We start from the raw sequence: 15501 nt of genomic DNA on the forward strand, positions 1-15501 counted from the left end.
TGTTTAATAATAGAAACCAAAACTGAGTATTTATGAACTTAATGACTGTATTCTTCCTGCAGGCTCCCGCTGCAGGCCCTGCCGGTGGTGGTAGCATGATGTGGATTATGCTGATAGCCATGTTCGTTATTATGTATTTCTTTATGATTCGTCCTCAAAACAAGAAGCAAAAGGAAATAGCAAACTTCCGTAAATCGCTTCAAGTGAATCAGAAAGTAATCACAGCTGGTGGTATCCATGGTGTTATCAAGGAAATCAACGACAATGATGTGGTGCTTGAAATCGCTTCTAACGTTAAGATTCGTATAGACAAGAATTCTATTTTTGCTGCAGCTGCTGATGCGAACAGCAGTCAGGCATCTAAATAATAGAAATGTGAGCCTATGTTTGAACGTAGGAACATACAACGTACATATCTGAAGATATCAAGAGAAGTGAAGGACTTTCTGCTTAGCGATAAAAGCAGGGAGTTCTTCATTTTTTTGTTTTTTTTCTTTGTAGCCGGTGGCTTCTGGCTCTTGCAGACCTTGAACAACGACTATGAGGCGGACTTTTCTATACCGGTGCGGCTGAAGGGAGTGCCCAATAATGTGGTGATTACCTCTGAACCTGCTTCAGAACTCCGTATCAAGGTAAAGGATAAGGGAACGGTACTGCTCAACTATATGTTGGGAAAGAGCTTTTATCCCGTTATTCTCGATTATGCCGATTATAAGGGCGTGGATAATCAAGTAAGGATATATCCCTCGCAGTTTGAAAAGAAAGTGCTGAACCAGCTGAATGCCTCTACCCGCCTGCTTTCCATGAAGCCGGATACATTGGAGTACATCTATTCGACGGGAGCCTCCAAACTGGTGCCGGTGAAGCTGCGCGGCACGCTGAGTGCCGGACGTGAGTATTATCTTTCGGATACGATATTCAGTCCCGATTCCGTATTGGTGTATGCGCCGCAAGGCGTGCTGGATACGATTGCTGTTGCCTATACGCAACCGGTGAAGCTGGAAGATATATCGGATACCTTGAGGCAACAAGTCCCCCTGCGTATCCAGAAAGGTGTGAAGTTTGTGCCTTCTTCCATTGAGATGATGCTTCCGGTGGATATTTATACAGAAAAGACAGTGGAGGTGCCGTTGCGTGGCGTTAACTTTCCTGCCGACAAGGTGCTGCGCGCTTTCCCTTCCAAGGTGCAGGTCACGTTTCAGGTTGGTCTGAGTCATTTCAGGCAGATTAACGCTGATGATTTTCATATTTACGTGTCCTATGAGGAACTGCTCCGTCTGGGTTCCGACAAGTATACGGTAAAGATTAAGAATCTGCCGAAAGGGGTGAGCCAGGTACGCTTCAATCCGGCACAAGTGGATTTTCTGATAGAGCAAGTTTCTCCTGATTATGGCGATTAAGATAGGTATAACCGGTGGTATCGGTAGCGGAAAGAGTATGGTATCCCGGCTGTTGGAAGTGCTGGGTGTTCCCGTCTATATCTCGGACTTGGAAACGAAAAGGCTGATGGCATCCGATTCATTGATCCGCGAGGAATTGTCAGCTTTGCTTGGTGCGGAAGTGTATGCCGGTGACACGCTGAACAAGTCTTTGTTGGCGTCTTATCTTTTCGGCAGTCCGGAGCATGCCAAAGAAATCAACGGTATTGTGCATCCTCGTGTAAAGGAGGATTTCAGGCGGTGGACACAATGCCGCACCGCTTCTTCCATTGTCGGTATAGAATCGGCCATTTTGGTTGAAGCGGGGTTTACAGGTGAAGTGGATGCTATTGTTATGGTCTATGCGCCCGAAGAGGTGCGCATTTCACGTGCCGTCCGGCGAGATGCTTCCTCGCGCGAGTTGATAGAAAAGCGTGTCCGTAGCCAGATGGATGACGAAGAAAAGCGTAAATATGCAGATTTTGTCATTGTAAATGATGGCGAAACTCCATTAATACCCCAGGTTTTAGAACTAATCGGTTCGCTATCTGAAAAAATGTACTATCTTTAAAAAATAGGCATCTCCTTAACAATAAAAATAAGCAAGCTTATTTTGTATTGTCTTCGGCTTACATTATCTTTGCCCCCCGAAAAAATAACTACTAATCATCAAAATAGAATATATTATGTTGAAGACTATTTTGTCCATTTCCGGTAAACCGGGATTATATAAGCTTGTTTCCCAGGGAAAAAATATGTTGATTGTAGAGTCGCTTGCAGACAAGAAGCGTTTCCCTGCCTATGGTAATGAGAAGATTATTTCTTTGGGCGATATCGCCATGTATACAGATACGGAAGATGTTCCTTTGAAGGAAGTGTTTCTTTCCATGAAGAAAAAGGAAAATGGTGCTGCCGTAGTGCTGGATTTGAAGAAAGCTACTGCTGACGACTTGCGTGCTTACCTGGCAGAGGTATTGCCTACCTTCGATCGCGACCGCGTATATCCGTCCGACATCAAGAAATTGATTGTTTGGTATAATTTGCTGGTGGCAAGCGGTATGACGGATTTTGAAGAAACTCCTGCGGCAGAAACGAAGGAGGAAAGCAAGGCCGAGTAATCGGAGAAGGATTGAAATACAAAATAAAAGAGGCGATTCTCAATAGTCGGGAATCGCCTCTTTTATTGGGGGATACGGATTGCTTTTAATTTCTGAAAACCAGTCCGTCGTCAGTGGTATTGGCATCCACTGTAATAGGCTTGCTGCGGTCTACTTCCTGAGCCAGCAGCTTCTTCGACAAGTCGTTCAGCAAATAGTGCTGGATGGCACGTTTCACCGGACGGGCGCCGAATTCAGGGTCATACCCTGCATTGGCAAGGAAGTCTATGGCAGCATTTGTCAGAACAAGTTCCACACCGTTACCGGAAAGCATCTTCTGCACACTCTTGATTTGGAGCACCACAATTTGCTTGATTTCGGGCTCTGTCAGTGGCAGGAACATGATGGTCTCGTCGATACGGTTCAGGAATTCCGGGCGGATGGTCTTTTTCAGCATATTCATCACTTCCTTTTTGGTTTCCTCTACGATTTGCTCCTTATTGCTACTGTTGAGCTTCTCCATCTGGCTTTGGATATAGCCGCTGCCCATGTTGGAGGTCATGATGATAATCGTATTCTTGAAGTTGACCGTACGCCCTTTGTTGTCCGTCAGACGTCCGTCATCCAGCACTTGCAGCAAGATGTTGAATACGTCCGGATGCGCTTTCTCGATTTCGTCGAATAGGACGACAGAATACGGTTTCCGCCTTACGGCTTCTGTCAGTTGTCCACCTTCATCGTAGCCCACATATCCCGGAGGCGCTCCTACCAGACGGGAAACACTGTGTTTCTCCTGATACTCGCTCATGTCGATACGGGTCATCATCGTCTCGTCGTCAAAGAGGAACTCCGCCAGCGCCTTTGCCAATTCCGTCTTACCTACACCGGTGGTTCCCAGGAAAAGGAATGAGCCGATAGGACGTTTCGGGTCTTGCAGTCCGGCACGGCTGCGGCGTACGGCATCGGATACGGCCTCGATGGCTTCGTCCTGCCCGATAACCCGCTGGTGCAGTTCCGCTTCCAGATGCAACAGTTTGTCCTTTTCGCTTTGCAGCATCTTGCTTACCGGTATGCCGGTCCAGCGGGATACTACGTCGGCAATGTCTTCAGGGTCCACTTCCTCTTTAATCATGGCCTTGTCGCCCTGCATTTCGTGCAGTTTTTGCTGAGTTTCTTCAATCTCCTGGTTCAGCGCTTGCAGTTTGCCGTAACGGATTTCGGCCACCCGGCCATAGTCGCCTTCCCGTTCCGCCTTGTCGGCCTCGAACTTCAGGTTCTCTATTTCCACCTTATTCTGCTGGATTTTGTTGACAAGGGTCTTTTCACTTTGCCATTTCGCCTTGTACGAGTTTTCCTGCTCCTTCAGCTCGGCAAGTTCTTTGCCGATTTGTTCCAGCTTGGGCTTGTCGTTTTCGCGCTTGATGGCCTCGCGTTCAATCTCCAGCTGCTTTATCTTACGCGAGATTTCGTCCAGTTCTTCCGGAACGGAATCGACTTCCATACGTAGCTTGGCAGCGGCTTCGTCCATCAAGTCGATAGCCTTGTCCGGTAAGAAACGGTCGGTGATGTAGCGGTTGCTCAACTCTACGGCGGCGATGATGGCATCGTCTTTAATCCGTACATGGTGATGGTTCTCATAACGTTCCTTCAGACCACGCAGAATGGAGATGGTGCTCAGCGTGTCCGGTTCGTTCACCATGACAATCTGGAAGCGGCGCTCCAACGCTTTGTCCTTTTCGAAATACTTCTGATATTCATCGAGGGTAGTGGCCCCGATGCTCCTCAGTTCACCGCGTGCCAGGGCGGGTTTCAGGATGTTGGCGGCATCCATGGCGCCTTCGCCCTTGCCTGCACCCACCAGGGTGTGGATTTCATCAATGAAGAGGATGATGTCTCCTTCGGACTTCTTCACTTCGTTGATAACGGCCTTCAGGCGTTCTTCAAATTCGCCTTTGTATTTAGCGCCCGCCACCAGTGCACCCATATCCAGGGAGTAGACTTGTTTGTTCTTCAAGTTCTCGGGGACGTCTCCACGCAAGATACGGTGGGCAAGTCCCTCTACGATAGCTGTTTTACCGGTACCCGGTTCACCGATAAGAATCGGGTTGTTCTTGGTACGCCGGCTCAGAATCTGCAGGACACGCCGTATCTCTTCGTCACGGCCGATGACGGGATCCAGTTTGCCGCTGCGGGCTGCTTCGTTCAGATTGATAGCGTACTTTTCCAATGACTGGTAAGTGTCTTCGCTGGATTGTGAAGTTACTTTTTCTCCTTTTCGCAGTTCGTTGATGGCTTCCCGCAGTTCGCGTTCCGTCATCCCGGCATCTTTCAGAATGGTGGATGCAGTGCTTTTCACATTCAGCAAAGCCAGCAGTACCGGTTCCAGGGAGACGAATTCATCACCCATTTCCTTGGAATATTGGGTGGCCTTCTGGAACACTTCGTTCGTTTCACGGCTCAGGTATGGCTCTCCGCCGGATACCTTGGGCAGAGAATCAATTTGCTTGTCCAGTACAAGTGCTATCTGCTGACCGTTCATGCCCAGTTTCTGGAAGATGAAGTTGGTGACATTTTCACCTACTTTCATCACGCTTTGAAGTACATGCACGGGCTCGATGGCCTGCTGTCCACGGCTTTGTACCAGGTTCACAGCCTCCTGCACTGCTTCTTGCGCTTTAATGGTAAAGTTGTTAAAGTTCATATTTTGTTCTCCTTTCTATTTTATCAGTTTCATAACACTTGGGAAGGCGCAAAAGATTTGCCATTGGCACATTTCGGACAAATTGTCTGCATATAAAATATGTAAAATGACAAATTGTCTGTAAATCAGTCGTTTTGTTTCTTTCTACTTCTTTAGATAAGAAGTTGGAGCAAAGTTCCTTTTCGTATTAAACTCTATTGGTTAAAGAGAAGGGCAAATAAGGATGTCATGCATGAGATGTGCATCTCATGTAGTACGAGGTGTACATCTCATGTAGTACGAGATGTACATCTTATGTAGTGAGGGCCTATATGTTTTAGTAGCTAAGTCTTCGTGTTCCAGCTCCAAGGTTTCCGTGTTGCGGGGGAAGGATATTCTCTTTCCGCTTCGGAGATATAGATTAATTGCTTGGGATGATACAAGTTATTGATAAATTTGTCGTACTTTTACTGCTTCAAAGTTTTGTGCTTTCTGTGTGGTAGGTTTTCGGAGCTCCGCTTGCAGAGGAGCATTATGTATAATTACGTATTAAAATAGAAGATAATGGAGGATAAGATAAAGTTTCCGGCAAATGTGATATTGATAGATGTTGCATTTCTGAATGAAGTGGTATATGGTGCAAAGAACTTTTTGGAAGGTAAGTTGGGGCGGAAGCTACCCGATGTTGACCTGCCGGCATGGTTGAGCTATCTGGCATTGGACGCCGGCTTGAGAGAACAAGAAAATGAGGTGGAAGTGTTGCTGGTGCATACTCCGGCAGCGGACGTGCTGAAGTGTTGTGAACCATCCGATGTGAATAAACTGAATCACCAGGCATGCCGTACGCCGCTGGGCGAATTTACATTTTCTTCCGTCACCTCTTCCGGTTTAGTCTCTACCGAAGCGTTGTTTCTTGACCTGATGAACCTGGCACTTGATTCTGCAGATGTGAAGTGTTTGATGCTGTTGCCTTTCCATCAGGTATATGGTAATGGAGTGGAGGAGAAGCTGGCGGGTTTCTTCAAAGACAAGAGTGAAGAAGAACGGGGCAAAGCTGTGTACTTCATCACGGAGGAACCTCTGAGCCCGGTGTATTGCCGCCTGGAGCCGGTGTTTTATTCTTTGGCGCATGCATTCGGCATCAAGTCTGACGAGTTATAAGATATAAGAAGTATATGAGTGATTTCCGTTTAAAAGTGTTCCAGTCTGTTGCCAAGAACTTGAGTTTTACAAAGGCTTCGCAAGAGTTGTTTGTAAGTCAGCCGGCTATAACCAAGCATATCCAGGAGCTGGAGGCCACTTATCAGACGAGGCTTTTCGACCGGCAGGGAAGTAAAATCAGTTTGACCGAGTCAGGCCGGCTGCTTTTGGAGCATTGCGAACGGATATTGGAGGACTATAAACGGCTGGAATATGAAATGCACTTGTTACATAACGAATATATTGGCGAACTCAAGTTGGGAGCCAGCACTACCATTGCGCAGTATGTGCTTCCTCCGTTGCTGGGCAGTTTTATCGGCAAGTTTCCGCAGGTCAACTTGTCCTTGCTCAATGGAAACTCCCGGGAAATAGAAGCCGCTTTGCAGGAACACCGCATTGACTTGGGATTGGTGGAAGGGGTTTTCCGCCTTCCCAATCTGAAGTACACTACTTTTCTTGAGGATGAACTGGTAGCGGTAGTCCATTCCAAAAGCCGTTTACAATTGCCCGAAGAGATTACTCCCCAGGATTTGCCCGCTATTCCTTTAGTGCTTCGTGAGCGTGGTTCTGGTACGTTGGATGTGATAGAACGCTCGCTCCAGAAGCACGGCGTCAAGCTTTCCTCACTCCATGTACTGATGTATCTGGGTAGTACCGAAAGCATCAAGCTCTTTCTTGAAAACTCCGATTGCATGGGAATCGTGTCTATCCGTTCCATCTGCAAGGAACTGGCTGCAGGCACTTTCCGCGTGGTCGAGATAAAGGATATGCCCATGCTTCGCGACTTCTGCTTTGTCCAGTTGCAAGGGCAGGAAGGAGGATTGTCACAAGCCTTTATGAACTATATGTTTATGTCCCGATAACAATAAGTTATAGTCTATAAGTAGAAACGATTGGCGGGTGTACTAAAATAGAACTACCTTTGCACCCGGAAAATTAAGGAATAAACATTAGTAATAATAGTAAAATAAACAGTATGGCTTCAAATCGAGTTTTGGCTAAAAGCATTAATATGCCTTTTCTTCAAAGTAATAATAAATTTATTTATGTATCTCTCCTGGTTGTCCTCTCCTTCTTTCTGCTGTTGGATTATGTGCCCGGTATGCATGCCTATTCGGCGTGGGTCACTCCACCGTTGGCGTTGTTCTTGGGGTTGGCCTTTGCATTGTTGTGTGGGCAGGCACATCCGAAGTTCAATAAGAAGACTTCAAAGTATCTATTGCAATACTCTGTTGTAGGGTTAGGATTTGGAATGAATCTGCAGGCTTCCCTGGCTTCGGGCAAGGAGGGAATGGAGTTCACGATTATTTCTGTAGTGGGGACATTGCTCATAGGCTGGCTCATAGGGCGTAAGTTCCTAAAAGTGAACCGTGACACTTCCTATCTTATCAGTTCCGGTACGGCTATCTGCGGAGGCAGTGCCATTGCGGCTGTGGGGCCGGTGTTGAAGGCAAAGGATAGCGAGATGTCTGTGGCATTGGGCACCATCTTTATATTGAATGCCATTGCATTGTTTGTTTTCCCGGTGATAGGCCACGCTTTGAACATGAGCCAGCATGAGTTCGGCACATGGGCGGCCATTGCCATACATGATACGAGTTCGGTAGTGGGGGCAGGTGCCGCATATGGCGAGGAGGCCCTGAAGGTGGCAACGACTATAAAGCTGACACGTGCCTTATGGATTATTCCTTTGGCTCTGGTAACTTCGTTCATCTTTAAGAGTAAGGGACAGAAAATCAGTATTCCCTGGTTCATCTTCTTCTTTGTGCTGGCTATGATTTTCAATACTTATGTGCTGGGGACTACCGAAACGGGTGCCATGATTGGGGAGGGAATCAATTCTTTGGCCCGCAAGACGCTGACTATCACTCTGTTCTTTATCGGTGCCTCTCTGTCACGTGATGTACTGAAGGCAGTAGGTATCAAGCCCTTGATACAAGGCACCTTGTTGTGGATAGTGATTAGTGTGAGCACGTTGGCATATATCTACTTGTTCTGATTGCATCGGTCCGGCAGTTCTTGAAGTATAACTTCCGGTTGAAGAAGTCGGTAGGATTTTTGCAACGTATTTCTTTCCTCATTGGATATATAGACGAATACACATCTCGGGATAACCGGGGTGTGTATTTCTTTTAATATCCTTCCCCATTGACGCCGGACCGGAGCAAGTGGAAGCCAAGTTATGATACCTTTTGCTTCCAGCGTTGCTTTTGTCCTCGGTTCGGCGTGCTGACCAGTTAATACAATGTTCCAGAAATGTGGTTCTTTCAGCTGTTTTTTTATATCTTGAGAAGTCATAGTTAGTTCACTTTTTTGATGATAAAGTCGAAAGAGGTGAAGAATTGAGGGTGCTTACCGATAGATATGGGAAGGATAATGGTAATGGAGGAATTCCTTCCTTTCCGAATATCTTTCTTGTTGTATATTTGAGAGTTATTTGCCGTATAAGTTGTCACACCAATCTTTTGGCTTGTTTCTGCCTGGCTTTTTATTATTGCAAAGGGAGTTTCCGCTTCTGCCAGTATGGGGTATTTGACTTCTGAGGTTCTTCCGTCCACAATGAATTGCATATTTTCCCAGTTTATTCGGATATCTTCTGAAGAGTTGTTGCGAATTATAATTTCCCATTGGGAGTCGTTTGGAATAAACTTATAAGTAACCCCATCTTTTGTATACTCTAATTTCCCTTTTTGGTTCTCCAGCCATTTAAAGGATACTTGGCATCCCGCATCAACGTATTGTGCAGATAAAGTGGTTGGAAATAGGAGAAACAGCAAAATGGCCAGCTTATTTTTCTTCTTATATTTCCGGTAGTCATTGTATATCCATAGCATAATAAAAATAATGCCGATAGGGATGGCTATGAGAATACATGTCAGTAAATTCATGATAGCAGATATTATTTGTTTGTTTATATGAATATGTTGCAAAAGTATCATAAAATATTTGATAAAACAAACGAATTATGAATAAAAAGAACGATACATACAGACAAATTGGTATTGGTGTTCCTTATAATATGAATGATTAATTTGTACCTTCATATAAATGGAAAAAAGTAATATATACATCGGAGAGATAATCAAGAACGTGATGCTTGAACAGCAGGTTACCAAGGCGGAACTTGCACGAAGACTGAAAGTTAAGCCTCAAAGTGTAGACTATATGCTTACGAGAAAAAGTATTGATACGGATACGTTGTATAATGTCTCACGTGCCTTGAACTACGATTTTGCTTTGTTGTATTCCATTCATAAGGAACAGATAAATTATGATACGTTAGAGCAGGAATACAGACTCTCCACAGCGAAGGTGTTGGTGGAGCTTGAGCTGAAGCCTGAAGACATTGCAAAATTGAATCTTAAAAAGCGGATTGCTGATGTCTTGAAATAAACGCACTCTTGGGCTGGTGCTATTGGTGTTTTCATTTTTTTTCCATTTTTTCTTCCTGGTCGTGTAACAAAATCCTTTCCCCCTACGTCTGAAGGGTATAAACAGGAATCTACTATTGATAAATAGCCCATGGACGCTGAAAGTTTTAAAAAAGAGTTTCTGCCATATCATCGCAAGCTGTACTGCATAGCTTATAGGCTGTTGGAGAATGCTGCCGACGCTGAAGATTTGGTGCAGGAAGCTTATCTGAAGTTGTGGGACAAGCGGGAAGGACTGGCCATTATCAGTAATCCGGAAGCATTCAGCGTTACTCTGGTGAAAAATATGTGCTTTGATTTGCTTCGTTCAGGAAAGTATACTTTGAGCAGACAGAGCGTGGAGTTGGCCGAAGTGCATAATGTGTCTCAAGCAGATAACTTTGAAGTGCGGGATGAAGCGCAGCAGGTAAGGCACATCATTGCCCGTCTGCCGGTGCAACAGCAGAAAATAGTAACGTTGCGTGATGTCAAGGGATGTTCTTATGAAGAGATAGAGCAGGTCACGGGATTGAATGCTACCAATGTCCGTGTACTGTTGTCCCGGGCAAGAAAAAAGATACGTGAGGAATTTAATAAATGGAGTAACTATGAAAGTCGAGGAAATTGAAAGGCTGCTCGCCGAATTTTATGAAGGGAATACCAACGAGCAGGAAGAAGAGTTGTTGAAGGAAGCTTTCAGAACCGAAGAAGTGCCCGAGCACTTGCAGAAGGACAAGAAACTCTTTCTCAGCTTTTTTCCCGGGAAAGTGGTGGATAATGTTCCCGCCGGATTGGAGGATAAACTGAGCCGGATGATTGACGAAAAGGCTGAAGAGGAACAACGTTTTTTCCACCGGAACAAGGCCAAACGTAATTGGCGCTGGATAGGAGGTATTGCTGCCACCATTCTGGTTCTTGTAGGTGTAGGTTATGGCATTACGAACATGGGAGAGGATATGCGTCCTCCTACACCTCAGGACACTTTCTCTGATCCGGAAGCTGCTTATAAGGCATTGCAGGCCACTTTAATCGAGGTGTCTGCGAATCTGAACAAGGGAATTGAACAGATAGAGGAAACGCGGATAGACGTAACGAAGGTGAACCAGGAAGTAAGAAAAGAAATTCAACGATAATCTGATATGAAAACAATGAAAATGATTTTGGCAGGTGTACTGCTGATGTTGCCTTTGCTTTGCCAGGCACAAAAGAACCTATTCAACAAGTATGGAGATATGAAAGGCGTGTCGTCCGTCTACATATCCAAGGCAATGATAGAAACGAATCCCAACTTGTTTACTAAAGATGTTTATATTGGGAAAGTGTCCGGACAGTTGAACTCTGTGCAGGTACTTTCTACAATGGATAATAATGTAAAGAAAGAAATGCGTAAGGATCTTCGTTCTTTGGTGCAGTCTTCCAGATATGAATTGCTGATGAAGCAGAAGGGAACAGTCTCCAGTTCTGAATTCTACATGAGCCGTAAAGGGGAAAAGGTGAAGGAGCTGATTATGATTGTAGATGGTGCAGCTACTCTGAAATTTGTTTATTTGGAAGGTGATATGACTTTGAAGGATATACAGAATATCATGATGTATCAGAATACCAGCTGGAATGGTAACAATGTGAATATACAGCTTCCGGATATAAACTGGGCTGAGATAGAGAAGCTGAAGAACCGCGATTGGCTTGGAGAATTGAAGCATTCGCAAGAACTGGCATTGAAAGGGCTGGAAAATGTAGCCAAGCTGAAAGACAACAAGTATCTGAAAGAACAAATGGATACCGATACATGGAAACGTTTTGAAAAAAGTATGGAGGCTTTGGAAGAACGTTTGGAAAAGATGGAATAGGAAGCGGTAACCTTTTAGGGAAACTTGCCAATAGAATGTTTTGTTTTTCTATTGGCAAGTTTTTTTGTTATTTGTCTTTTCTCAATTCTGCAAAGATAAGCCCTTCCAGCTCTTCTGCCAGTTCCGGATTGTCAAGGATGACCTGCTTGGCGGCGTCGCGTCCCTGGGCAATTTTCGTCTCGTTATAGCTGAACCATGAGCCGCTTTTCTTGATGATGCCAAGCTCTGCACCCAAGTCAATGATTTCGCCTGCACGGGAGATGCCTTCACCGAACATGATGTCGAATTCCGCTCTACGGAAAGGAGGAGCTACCTTGTTCTTCACAACTTTCACTTTGGTCTGCTTGCCGATTACTTCATCGCCGTTCTTGATGGCTTGGCTTCCACGGATGTCAAGACGTACGGAGGCATAGAACTTCAGTGCATTACCGCCGGTAGTTGTTTCGGGATTGCCGAACATGACACCGATTTTTTCGCGCAACTGGTTGATGAAGATACAAGTGGTGCGTGTTTTGCTGACAGCTGCCGTCAGTTTACGCAAGGCTTGTGACATGAGTCGGGCTTGCAGACCTACTTTGTTGTCACCCATATCGCCTTCAATTTCAGCTTTCGGGGTTAAGGCAGCCACAGAGTCCACTACAATGATGTCAATAGCGGAGGAACGGATCAGTTGCTCTGCGATTTCCAGTGCTTGTTCGCCATTGTCCGGCTGTGATATCAGCAGATTGTCCACATCCACACCCAGTTTTGCTGCATAGAAGCGGTCGAAAGCATGTTCTGCATCAATGAATGCGGCAATGCCTCCTGCCTTTTGCGCTTCAGCGATGGCATGAATGGCAAGGGTTGTCTTACCGGAAGATTCCGGGCCGTAAATCTCGATGATACGTCCGCGGGGATATCCTCCCACGCCAAGAGCCACATTGAGGCCGATGGAACCTGTGGGAATAACTTCTACTTGTTCGACGCTTTCGTCGCCCATTTTCATGATAGAGCCTTTACCAAAGCTCTTTTCTATCTTGTCCATGGCAGCCTGCAAGGCTTTCAGTTTTTCGCCCGATGCCAGATTGCTGCCATTTTCAAAATTCAGTTCGTCTTTTTTTGCCACGTTGTTAATGTTTAATGATTATAAAATTTGTGCCGCATGGTCTTTGGTCTTCACTTCTTTCGGAGTGATGATACGCTCTACAATACCTTCTTCATTAATGATGAAAGTTGTGCGGAACGTTCCCATATATTTGCGGCCATACATGCTTTTTTCGCCCCATACTCCGAATTGTTCTACCAGCTTCTTGTCGGTGTCTGCAATCAGGGTAAAAGGCAGATTGTTTTTCTCAATAAATTTCTGGTGTGACTTTTCGCTGTCCACACTGACGCCGATGACTTCATAACCGGCTTTGCGCAGGTCGGCATAATTATCCCGCAGGTTGCAGGCTTGTGCCGTGCAGCCGGATGTCATGTCTTTGGGGTAGAAGTAAAGTACAATCTTCTTTCCCTTATAGTCGCTCAAGCGGATTTCTACACCTTTTTCGTTGATACCCAATACTTCGGGTGCTTTATCTCCTATATTCACTTTGTTAATGTTTAATGATTAGTGGATAATGATTAATGTTTAATCATTAATTTCAAACTTCCAAGTCTCCGTCGATAATCTCATGCCAAGGCAGGCCTTGTTTGTTGAGCTGTTCCATGAACGGGTCCGGATTGAATTCTTCAACATTCCATACACCCGGTTTTTTCCACAATCCCTTGAGGAACATCATGGCACCAATCATGGCGGGCACACCGGTGGTATAGCTTACGCCCTGCATGCCGGTTTCCTTGTAGGCCTCCTGGTGGCTGCAGTTGTTATATACATAGTAGGTACGCTCTTTGCCATCCTTTAGTCCGCGGATGCGGCAGCCGATGGATGTTTCGCCTTCGTAGTTTTCGCCCAGGTCTTGCGGGTTGGGGAGGACGGCTTTCAGGAATTGCAGCGGAACAATCTTCATGCCGTTATATTCCACTTCGTCTATGCGTGCCATGCCGATGTTCTGGATAACGCGCAGGTGGGTTAGATACTCTTGTCCAAACGTCATCCAGAAGCGTGCACGCTTGATGGTGGGGAAATTCTTCACCAGAGACTCCAGTTCTTCGTGATAAAGCAGGTAGGAGTCGCGCGGACCGATGTTCGGATAAGTCAGGTCTTTGTGGATTTCCAGCGGCTTGGTTGTCACCCATTCTCCGTTTTCATAATAGCGGCCGTTCTGTGTAATCTCACGGATATTGATTTCCGGATTGAAGTTGGTGGCGAATGCTTTATGATGATTTCCGGCATTGCAGTCTACGATGTCCAGATATTGTATTTCGTCAAAATGATGTTTGGCGGCGTATGCAGTATAGATGCCGCTCACTCCCGGGTCGAAACCGCAACCGAGGATGGCGGTCAGTCCGGCATCTTCGAAGCGTTTCTTATAGGCCCATTGCCAACTGTATTCAAAGTGGGCAACATCTTTCGGCTCATAATTGGCGGTATCCAGATAGTTGACTCCACTTTGCAGACAAGCCTCCATGATGGTGAGGTCTTGGTAGGGGAGGGCTACGTTGATGACGATTTCGGGTTTGAAACTATTGAAGAGTGCTACCAGTTCGTCCACGCTGTCGGCATCTACCTGGGCGGTTTTGATGTTCGGGTTACCGATTGCCTTGACAACAGCGTCACATTTGGACTTGGTGCGGCTGGCTATCATGATTTCTGTAAACACATCAGGATTTTGAGCCACTTTGTGCGCAACAACGGTACCTACACCGCCTGCACCGATAATAAGAACTTTACCCATTTCTTTGTACTATATTATTATATTAGGTTTATAAAAAATACGGAGAGCAAATATAAGGGTTAATTCTTAGATAAACATTAAAATCCTGCTAAATACTTTGAGGTAAATGCTTCAAATATTAAACAAATTACTTGCATTTGGGTTATTTTCTATATATTTGCCCCTTGAATAAATTAACTTAAACAACGAATAACAATGAAAAAAGTATTTGTTTCCCTATGCATGGCAAGCGTGTTGATGGGCTTGTCTTCTTGTGCATCAACCAAAAATGCTGCAACTCTTTCTTCCATCAGCGGTGAGTGGAATATTATTGAAGTGAATGGTACTGCCGTAGTCCCTGCTCCGGGTCAGGAATTTCCCTATATCGGTTTTGACACAAAGACTGGAAAAGTATTTGGCAACAGTGGTTGCAACCGTATGATGGGTTCGTTTGACGTGAATGCCAAGCCCGGCACGATTGACCTTGGCGCTTTGGCAAGTACCCGTATGGCTTGTCCGGATATGACTGTAGAAAATAATGTGTTGTCGGCTTTGAACAAAGTGAAAAAGTATAAGAAGCTGGGAAAGGAAAATATAGCTTTATGCGGTGCTTCCAATCGTCCCATAGTCGTGTTGCAGAAGAAAGAATCCGTTTCCAAGTTGTCTGATTTGGAAGGAAAGTGGATAATTAGTGAGGCTGCGGGCGAGGCTATTCCCGACGGAATGGAGAAGCAGCCGTTCATTGAATTTAATATTGCAGAAAAGCGCTTGCACGGCAATGCGGGTTGCAATCTGATTAACGGCGCTTTCCAGGTTGATGATGAAAACCCGTCGGCAATCTCTTTCCCGCAAGTTATCAGTACCATGATGGCATGCCCTGATATGGAGGTGGAAGGCCGTGTGCTGAAAGCCTTGAATTCCGTTCAGTCTTTTGGCAAGCTGGCAGGCGGAGGCATCGGGCTGTACGATGCTGACAATAACCTGGTGATGGTGTTGGTGAAGAACTGACAAGATAGGTTGAAATAAAAAAGGCTCTTACAGAAATAATCTG

General features: G+C 45.5%; 18 protein-coding genes. 12 read left to right on the forward strand and 6 right to left on the reverse strand.

Going from position 1 to position 15501, the window contains the following annotated elements:
• Window positions 1–32 precede the first annotated feature (32 nt).
• The 4 genes from yajC to CSD97_RS03805 all read left to right on the forward strand — a co-directional run bounded on the left by yajC (window position 33) and on the right by CSD97_RS03805 (window position 2536).
• Window positions 33–368 (forward strand): preprotein translocase subunit YajC, encoded by a 336-nt coding sequence (yajC, locus tag CSD97_RS03790; RefSeq protein WP_005831794.1) that lies wholly within the window; start codon window positions 33–35, stop codon window positions 366–368.
• A 15-nt stretch (window positions 369–383) separates the two neighbouring features.
• On the forward strand, window positions 384–1400 hold the full coding sequence (locus CSD97_RS03795; RefSeq protein ID WP_005831792.1) for a YbbR-like domain-containing protein: 1017 nt from the start codon (window positions 384–386) through the stop codon (window positions 1398–1400).
• Window positions 1390–1989 carry a dephospho-CoA kinase gene (gene coaE / locus CSD97_RS03800; RefSeq protein ID WP_098031984.1) on the forward strand — a complete coding sequence of 200 codons (600 nt, stop codon included), beginning with the start codon at window positions 1390–1392 and terminating at the stop codon, window positions 1987–1989. The genes CSD97_RS03795 and coaE overlap by 11 nt, the downstream gene beginning before the upstream one ends.
• Window positions 1990–2104: 115 nt before the next feature.
• Window positions 2105–2536 (forward strand): DUF5606 domain-containing protein, encoded by a 432-nt coding sequence (locus CSD97_RS03805; protein ID WP_005832700.1) that lies wholly within the window; start codon window positions 2105–2107, stop codon window positions 2534–2536.
• 85 nt (window positions 2537–2621) lie between these two features.
• Here the strand turns inward: CSD97_RS03805 and clpB are convergent, their stop codons facing one another.
• Complete coding sequence (gene clpB, locus CSD97_RS03810; RefSeq protein ID WP_098031985.1) at window positions 2622–5216, reverse strand: ATP-dependent chaperone ClpB; 2595 nt, start codon at window positions 5214–5216, stop codon at window positions 2622–2624.
• A gap of 543 nt (window positions 5217–5759) precedes the next feature.
• Here clpB and CSD97_RS03815 point away from each other — a divergent pair.
• The 3 genes from CSD97_RS03815 to CSD97_RS03825 all read left to right on the forward strand — a co-directional run bounded on the left by CSD97_RS03815 (window position 5760) and on the right by CSD97_RS03825 (window position 8394).
• Entirely contained in the window at window positions 5760–6356 is a 597-nt protein-coding gene (locus tag CSD97_RS03815; RefSeq protein ID WP_055288528.1) for a DUF6621 family protein, read from the forward strand.
• A gap of 14 nt (window positions 6357–6370) precedes the next feature.
• Complete coding sequence (locus tag CSD97_RS03820) at window positions 6371–7258, forward strand: LysR family transcriptional regulator (RefSeq protein ID WP_035448955.1); 888 nt, start codon at window positions 6371–6373, stop codon at window positions 7256–7258.
• A 113-nt stretch (window positions 7259–7371) separates the two neighbouring features.
• On the forward strand, window positions 7372–8394 hold the full coding sequence (locus tag CSD97_RS03825; protein WP_055288526.1) for a putative sulfate exporter family transporter: 1023 nt from the start codon (window positions 7372–7374) through the stop codon (window positions 8392–8394).
• Here CSD97_RS03825 and CSD97_RS19230 read toward each other — a convergent pair.
• Entirely contained in the window at window positions 8382–8693 is a 312-nt protein-coding gene (locus CSD97_RS19230; protein WP_005832697.1) for a transcription termination/antitermination NusG family protein, read from the reverse strand. The two genes, CSD97_RS03825 and CSD97_RS19230, sit on opposite strands and share 13 nt — an antisense overlap.
• Window positions 8694–8695: 2 nt before the next feature.
• Window positions 8696–9283 carry a hypothetical protein gene (locus CSD97_RS03835; RefSeq protein WP_008665422.1) on the reverse strand — a complete coding sequence of 196 codons (588 nt, stop codon included), beginning with the start codon at window positions 9281–9283 and terminating at the stop codon, window positions 8696–8698.
• Window positions 9284–9443: 160 nt separating this feature from the next.
• Here CSD97_RS03835 and CSD97_RS03840 point away from each other — a divergent pair, with 160 nt between their 5' ends.
• The 4 genes from CSD97_RS03840 (at window position 9444) to CSD97_RS03855 (ending at window position 11655) form a co-directional block, all read left to right on the forward strand.
• Window positions 9444–9788: a helix-turn-helix domain-containing protein gene (locus CSD97_RS03840; protein ID WP_005831772.1), complete on the forward strand. Its 345-nt coding sequence runs from the start codon at window positions 9444–9446 to the stop codon at window positions 9786–9788.
• Window positions 9789–9917: 129 nt separating this feature from the next.
• A complete protein-coding gene (locus CSD97_RS03845) occupies window positions 9918–10433 on the forward strand; it encodes an RNA polymerase sigma factor (RefSeq protein WP_055288525.1) in 516 nt (171 codons plus the stop codon).
• The gene (locus CSD97_RS03850; RefSeq protein WP_055288524.1) at window positions 10414–10938 is read left to right on the forward strand and encodes a hypothetical protein; all 525 of its coding nucleotides are present in this window, start codon (window positions 10414–10416) and stop codon (window positions 10936–10938) included. The genes CSD97_RS03845 and CSD97_RS03850 overlap by 20 nt, the downstream gene beginning before the upstream one ends.
• 6 nt (window positions 10939–10944) lie before the next feature.
• Window positions 10945–11655: a DUF4252 domain-containing protein gene (locus CSD97_RS03855; RefSeq protein ID WP_005832692.1), complete on the forward strand. Its 711-nt coding sequence runs from the start codon at window positions 10945–10947 to the stop codon at window positions 11653–11655.
• A gap of 67 nt (window positions 11656–11722) precedes the next feature.
• Here the strand turns inward: CSD97_RS03855 and recA are convergent, their stop codons facing one another.
• The 3 genes from recA to CSD97_RS03870 are packed head-to-tail and all read right to left on the reverse strand — an operon-like array spanning window position 11723 to window position 14471.
• Window positions 11723–12760: a recombinase RecA gene (gene recA / locus CSD97_RS03860; protein ID WP_005831765.1), complete on the reverse strand. Its 1038-nt coding sequence runs from the start codon at window positions 12758–12760 to the stop codon at window positions 11723–11725.
• Window positions 12761–12778: 18 nt separating this feature from the next.
• Window positions 12779–13225: a thioredoxin-dependent thiol peroxidase gene (bcp, locus tag CSD97_RS03865; RefSeq protein WP_005831763.1), complete on the reverse strand. Its 447-nt coding sequence runs from the start codon at window positions 13223–13225 to the stop codon at window positions 12779–12781.
• Between the two features lie 52 nt (window positions 13226–13277).
• Window positions 13278–14471 carry a saccharopine dehydrogenase family protein gene (locus tag CSD97_RS03870; protein ID WP_005831761.1) on the reverse strand — a complete coding sequence of 398 codons (1194 nt, stop codon included), beginning with the start codon at window positions 14469–14471 and terminating at the stop codon, window positions 13278–13280.
• Window positions 14472–14666: 195 nt separating this feature from the next.
• Between CSD97_RS03870 and CSD97_RS03875 the strand changes: the two genes are divergently transcribed.
• Complete coding sequence (locus CSD97_RS03875) at window positions 14667–15458, forward strand: META domain-containing protein (RefSeq protein ID WP_005831757.1); 792 nt, start codon at window positions 14667–14669, stop codon at window positions 15456–15458.
• Window positions 15459–15501 lie beyond the last annotated feature (43 nt).

Source organism: Bacteroides sp. AR29 (genome assembly GCF_900217715.1).
Classification (GTDB): Bacteria; Bacteroidota; Bacteroidia; order Bacteroidales; family Bacteroidaceae; genus Bacteroides; species Bacteroides uniformis.

Excerpts from the sequence above, each read along its gene's own strand:
- CSD97_RS03805 (WP_005832700.1), top strand. The coding sequence starts at position 2,105 with ATGTTGAAGACTATTTTGTCCATTTCCGGTAAACCGGGATTATATAAG.
- CSD97_RS03875 (WP_005831757.1), top strand. The coding sequence starts at position 14,667 with ATGAAAAAAGTATTTGTTTCCCTATGCATGGCAAGCGTGTTGATGGGC.
- CSD97_RS03870 (WP_005831761.1), bottom strand. The coding sequence starts at position 14,471 with ATGGGTAAAGTTCTTATTATCGGTGCAGGCGGTGTAGGTACCGTTGTT.
- CSD97_RS03845 (WP_055288525.1), top strand. The coding sequence starts at position 9,918 with ATGGACGCTGAAAGTTTTAAAAAAGAGTTTCTGCCATATCATCGCAAG.
- yajC (WP_005831794.1), top strand. The coding sequence starts at position 33 with ATGAACTTAATGACTGTATTCTTCCTGCAGGCTCCCGCTGCAGGCCCT.
- CSD97_RS03820 (WP_035448955.1), top strand. The coding sequence starts at position 6,371 with ATGAGTGATTTCCGTTTAAAAGTGTTCCAGTCTGTTGCCAAGAACTTG.
- CSD97_RS03850 (WP_055288524.1), top strand. The coding sequence starts at position 10,414 with ATGAAAGTCGAGGAAATTGAAAGGCTGCTCGCCGAATTTTATGAAGGG.
- CSD97_RS03855 (WP_005832692.1), top strand. The coding sequence starts at position 10,945 with ATGAAAACAATGAAAATGATTTTGGCAGGTGTACTGCTGATGTTGCCT.
- CSD97_RS03840 (WP_005831772.1), top strand. The coding sequence starts at position 9,444 with ATGGAAAAAAGTAATATATACATCGGAGAGATAATCAAGAACGTGATG.
- coaE (WP_098031984.1), top strand. The coding sequence starts at position 1,390 with ATGGCGATTAAGATAGGTATAACCGGTGGTATCGGTAGCGGAAAGAGT.
- CSD97_RS03795 (WP_005831792.1), top strand. The coding sequence starts at position 384 with ATGTTTGAACGTAGGAACATACAACGTACATATCTGAAGATATCAAGA.
- CSD97_RS03835 (WP_008665422.1), bottom strand. The coding sequence starts at position 9,283 with ATGAATTTACTGACATGTATTCTCATAGCCATCCCTATCGGCATTATT.
- CSD97_RS03825 (WP_055288526.1), top strand. The coding sequence starts at position 7,372 with ATGGCTTCAAATCGAGTTTTGGCTAAAAGCATTAATATGCCTTTTCTT.
- CSD97_RS03815 (WP_055288528.1), top strand. The coding sequence starts at position 5,760 with ATGGAGGATAAGATAAAGTTTCCGGCAAATGTGATATTGATAGATGTT.
- clpB (WP_098031985.1), bottom strand. The coding sequence starts at position 5,216 with ATGAACTTTAACAACTTTACCATTAAAGCGCAAGAAGCAGTGCAGGAG.
- CSD97_RS19230 (WP_005832697.1), bottom strand. The coding sequence starts at position 8,693 with ATGACTTCTCAAGATATAAAAAAACAGCTGAAAGAACCACATTTCTGG.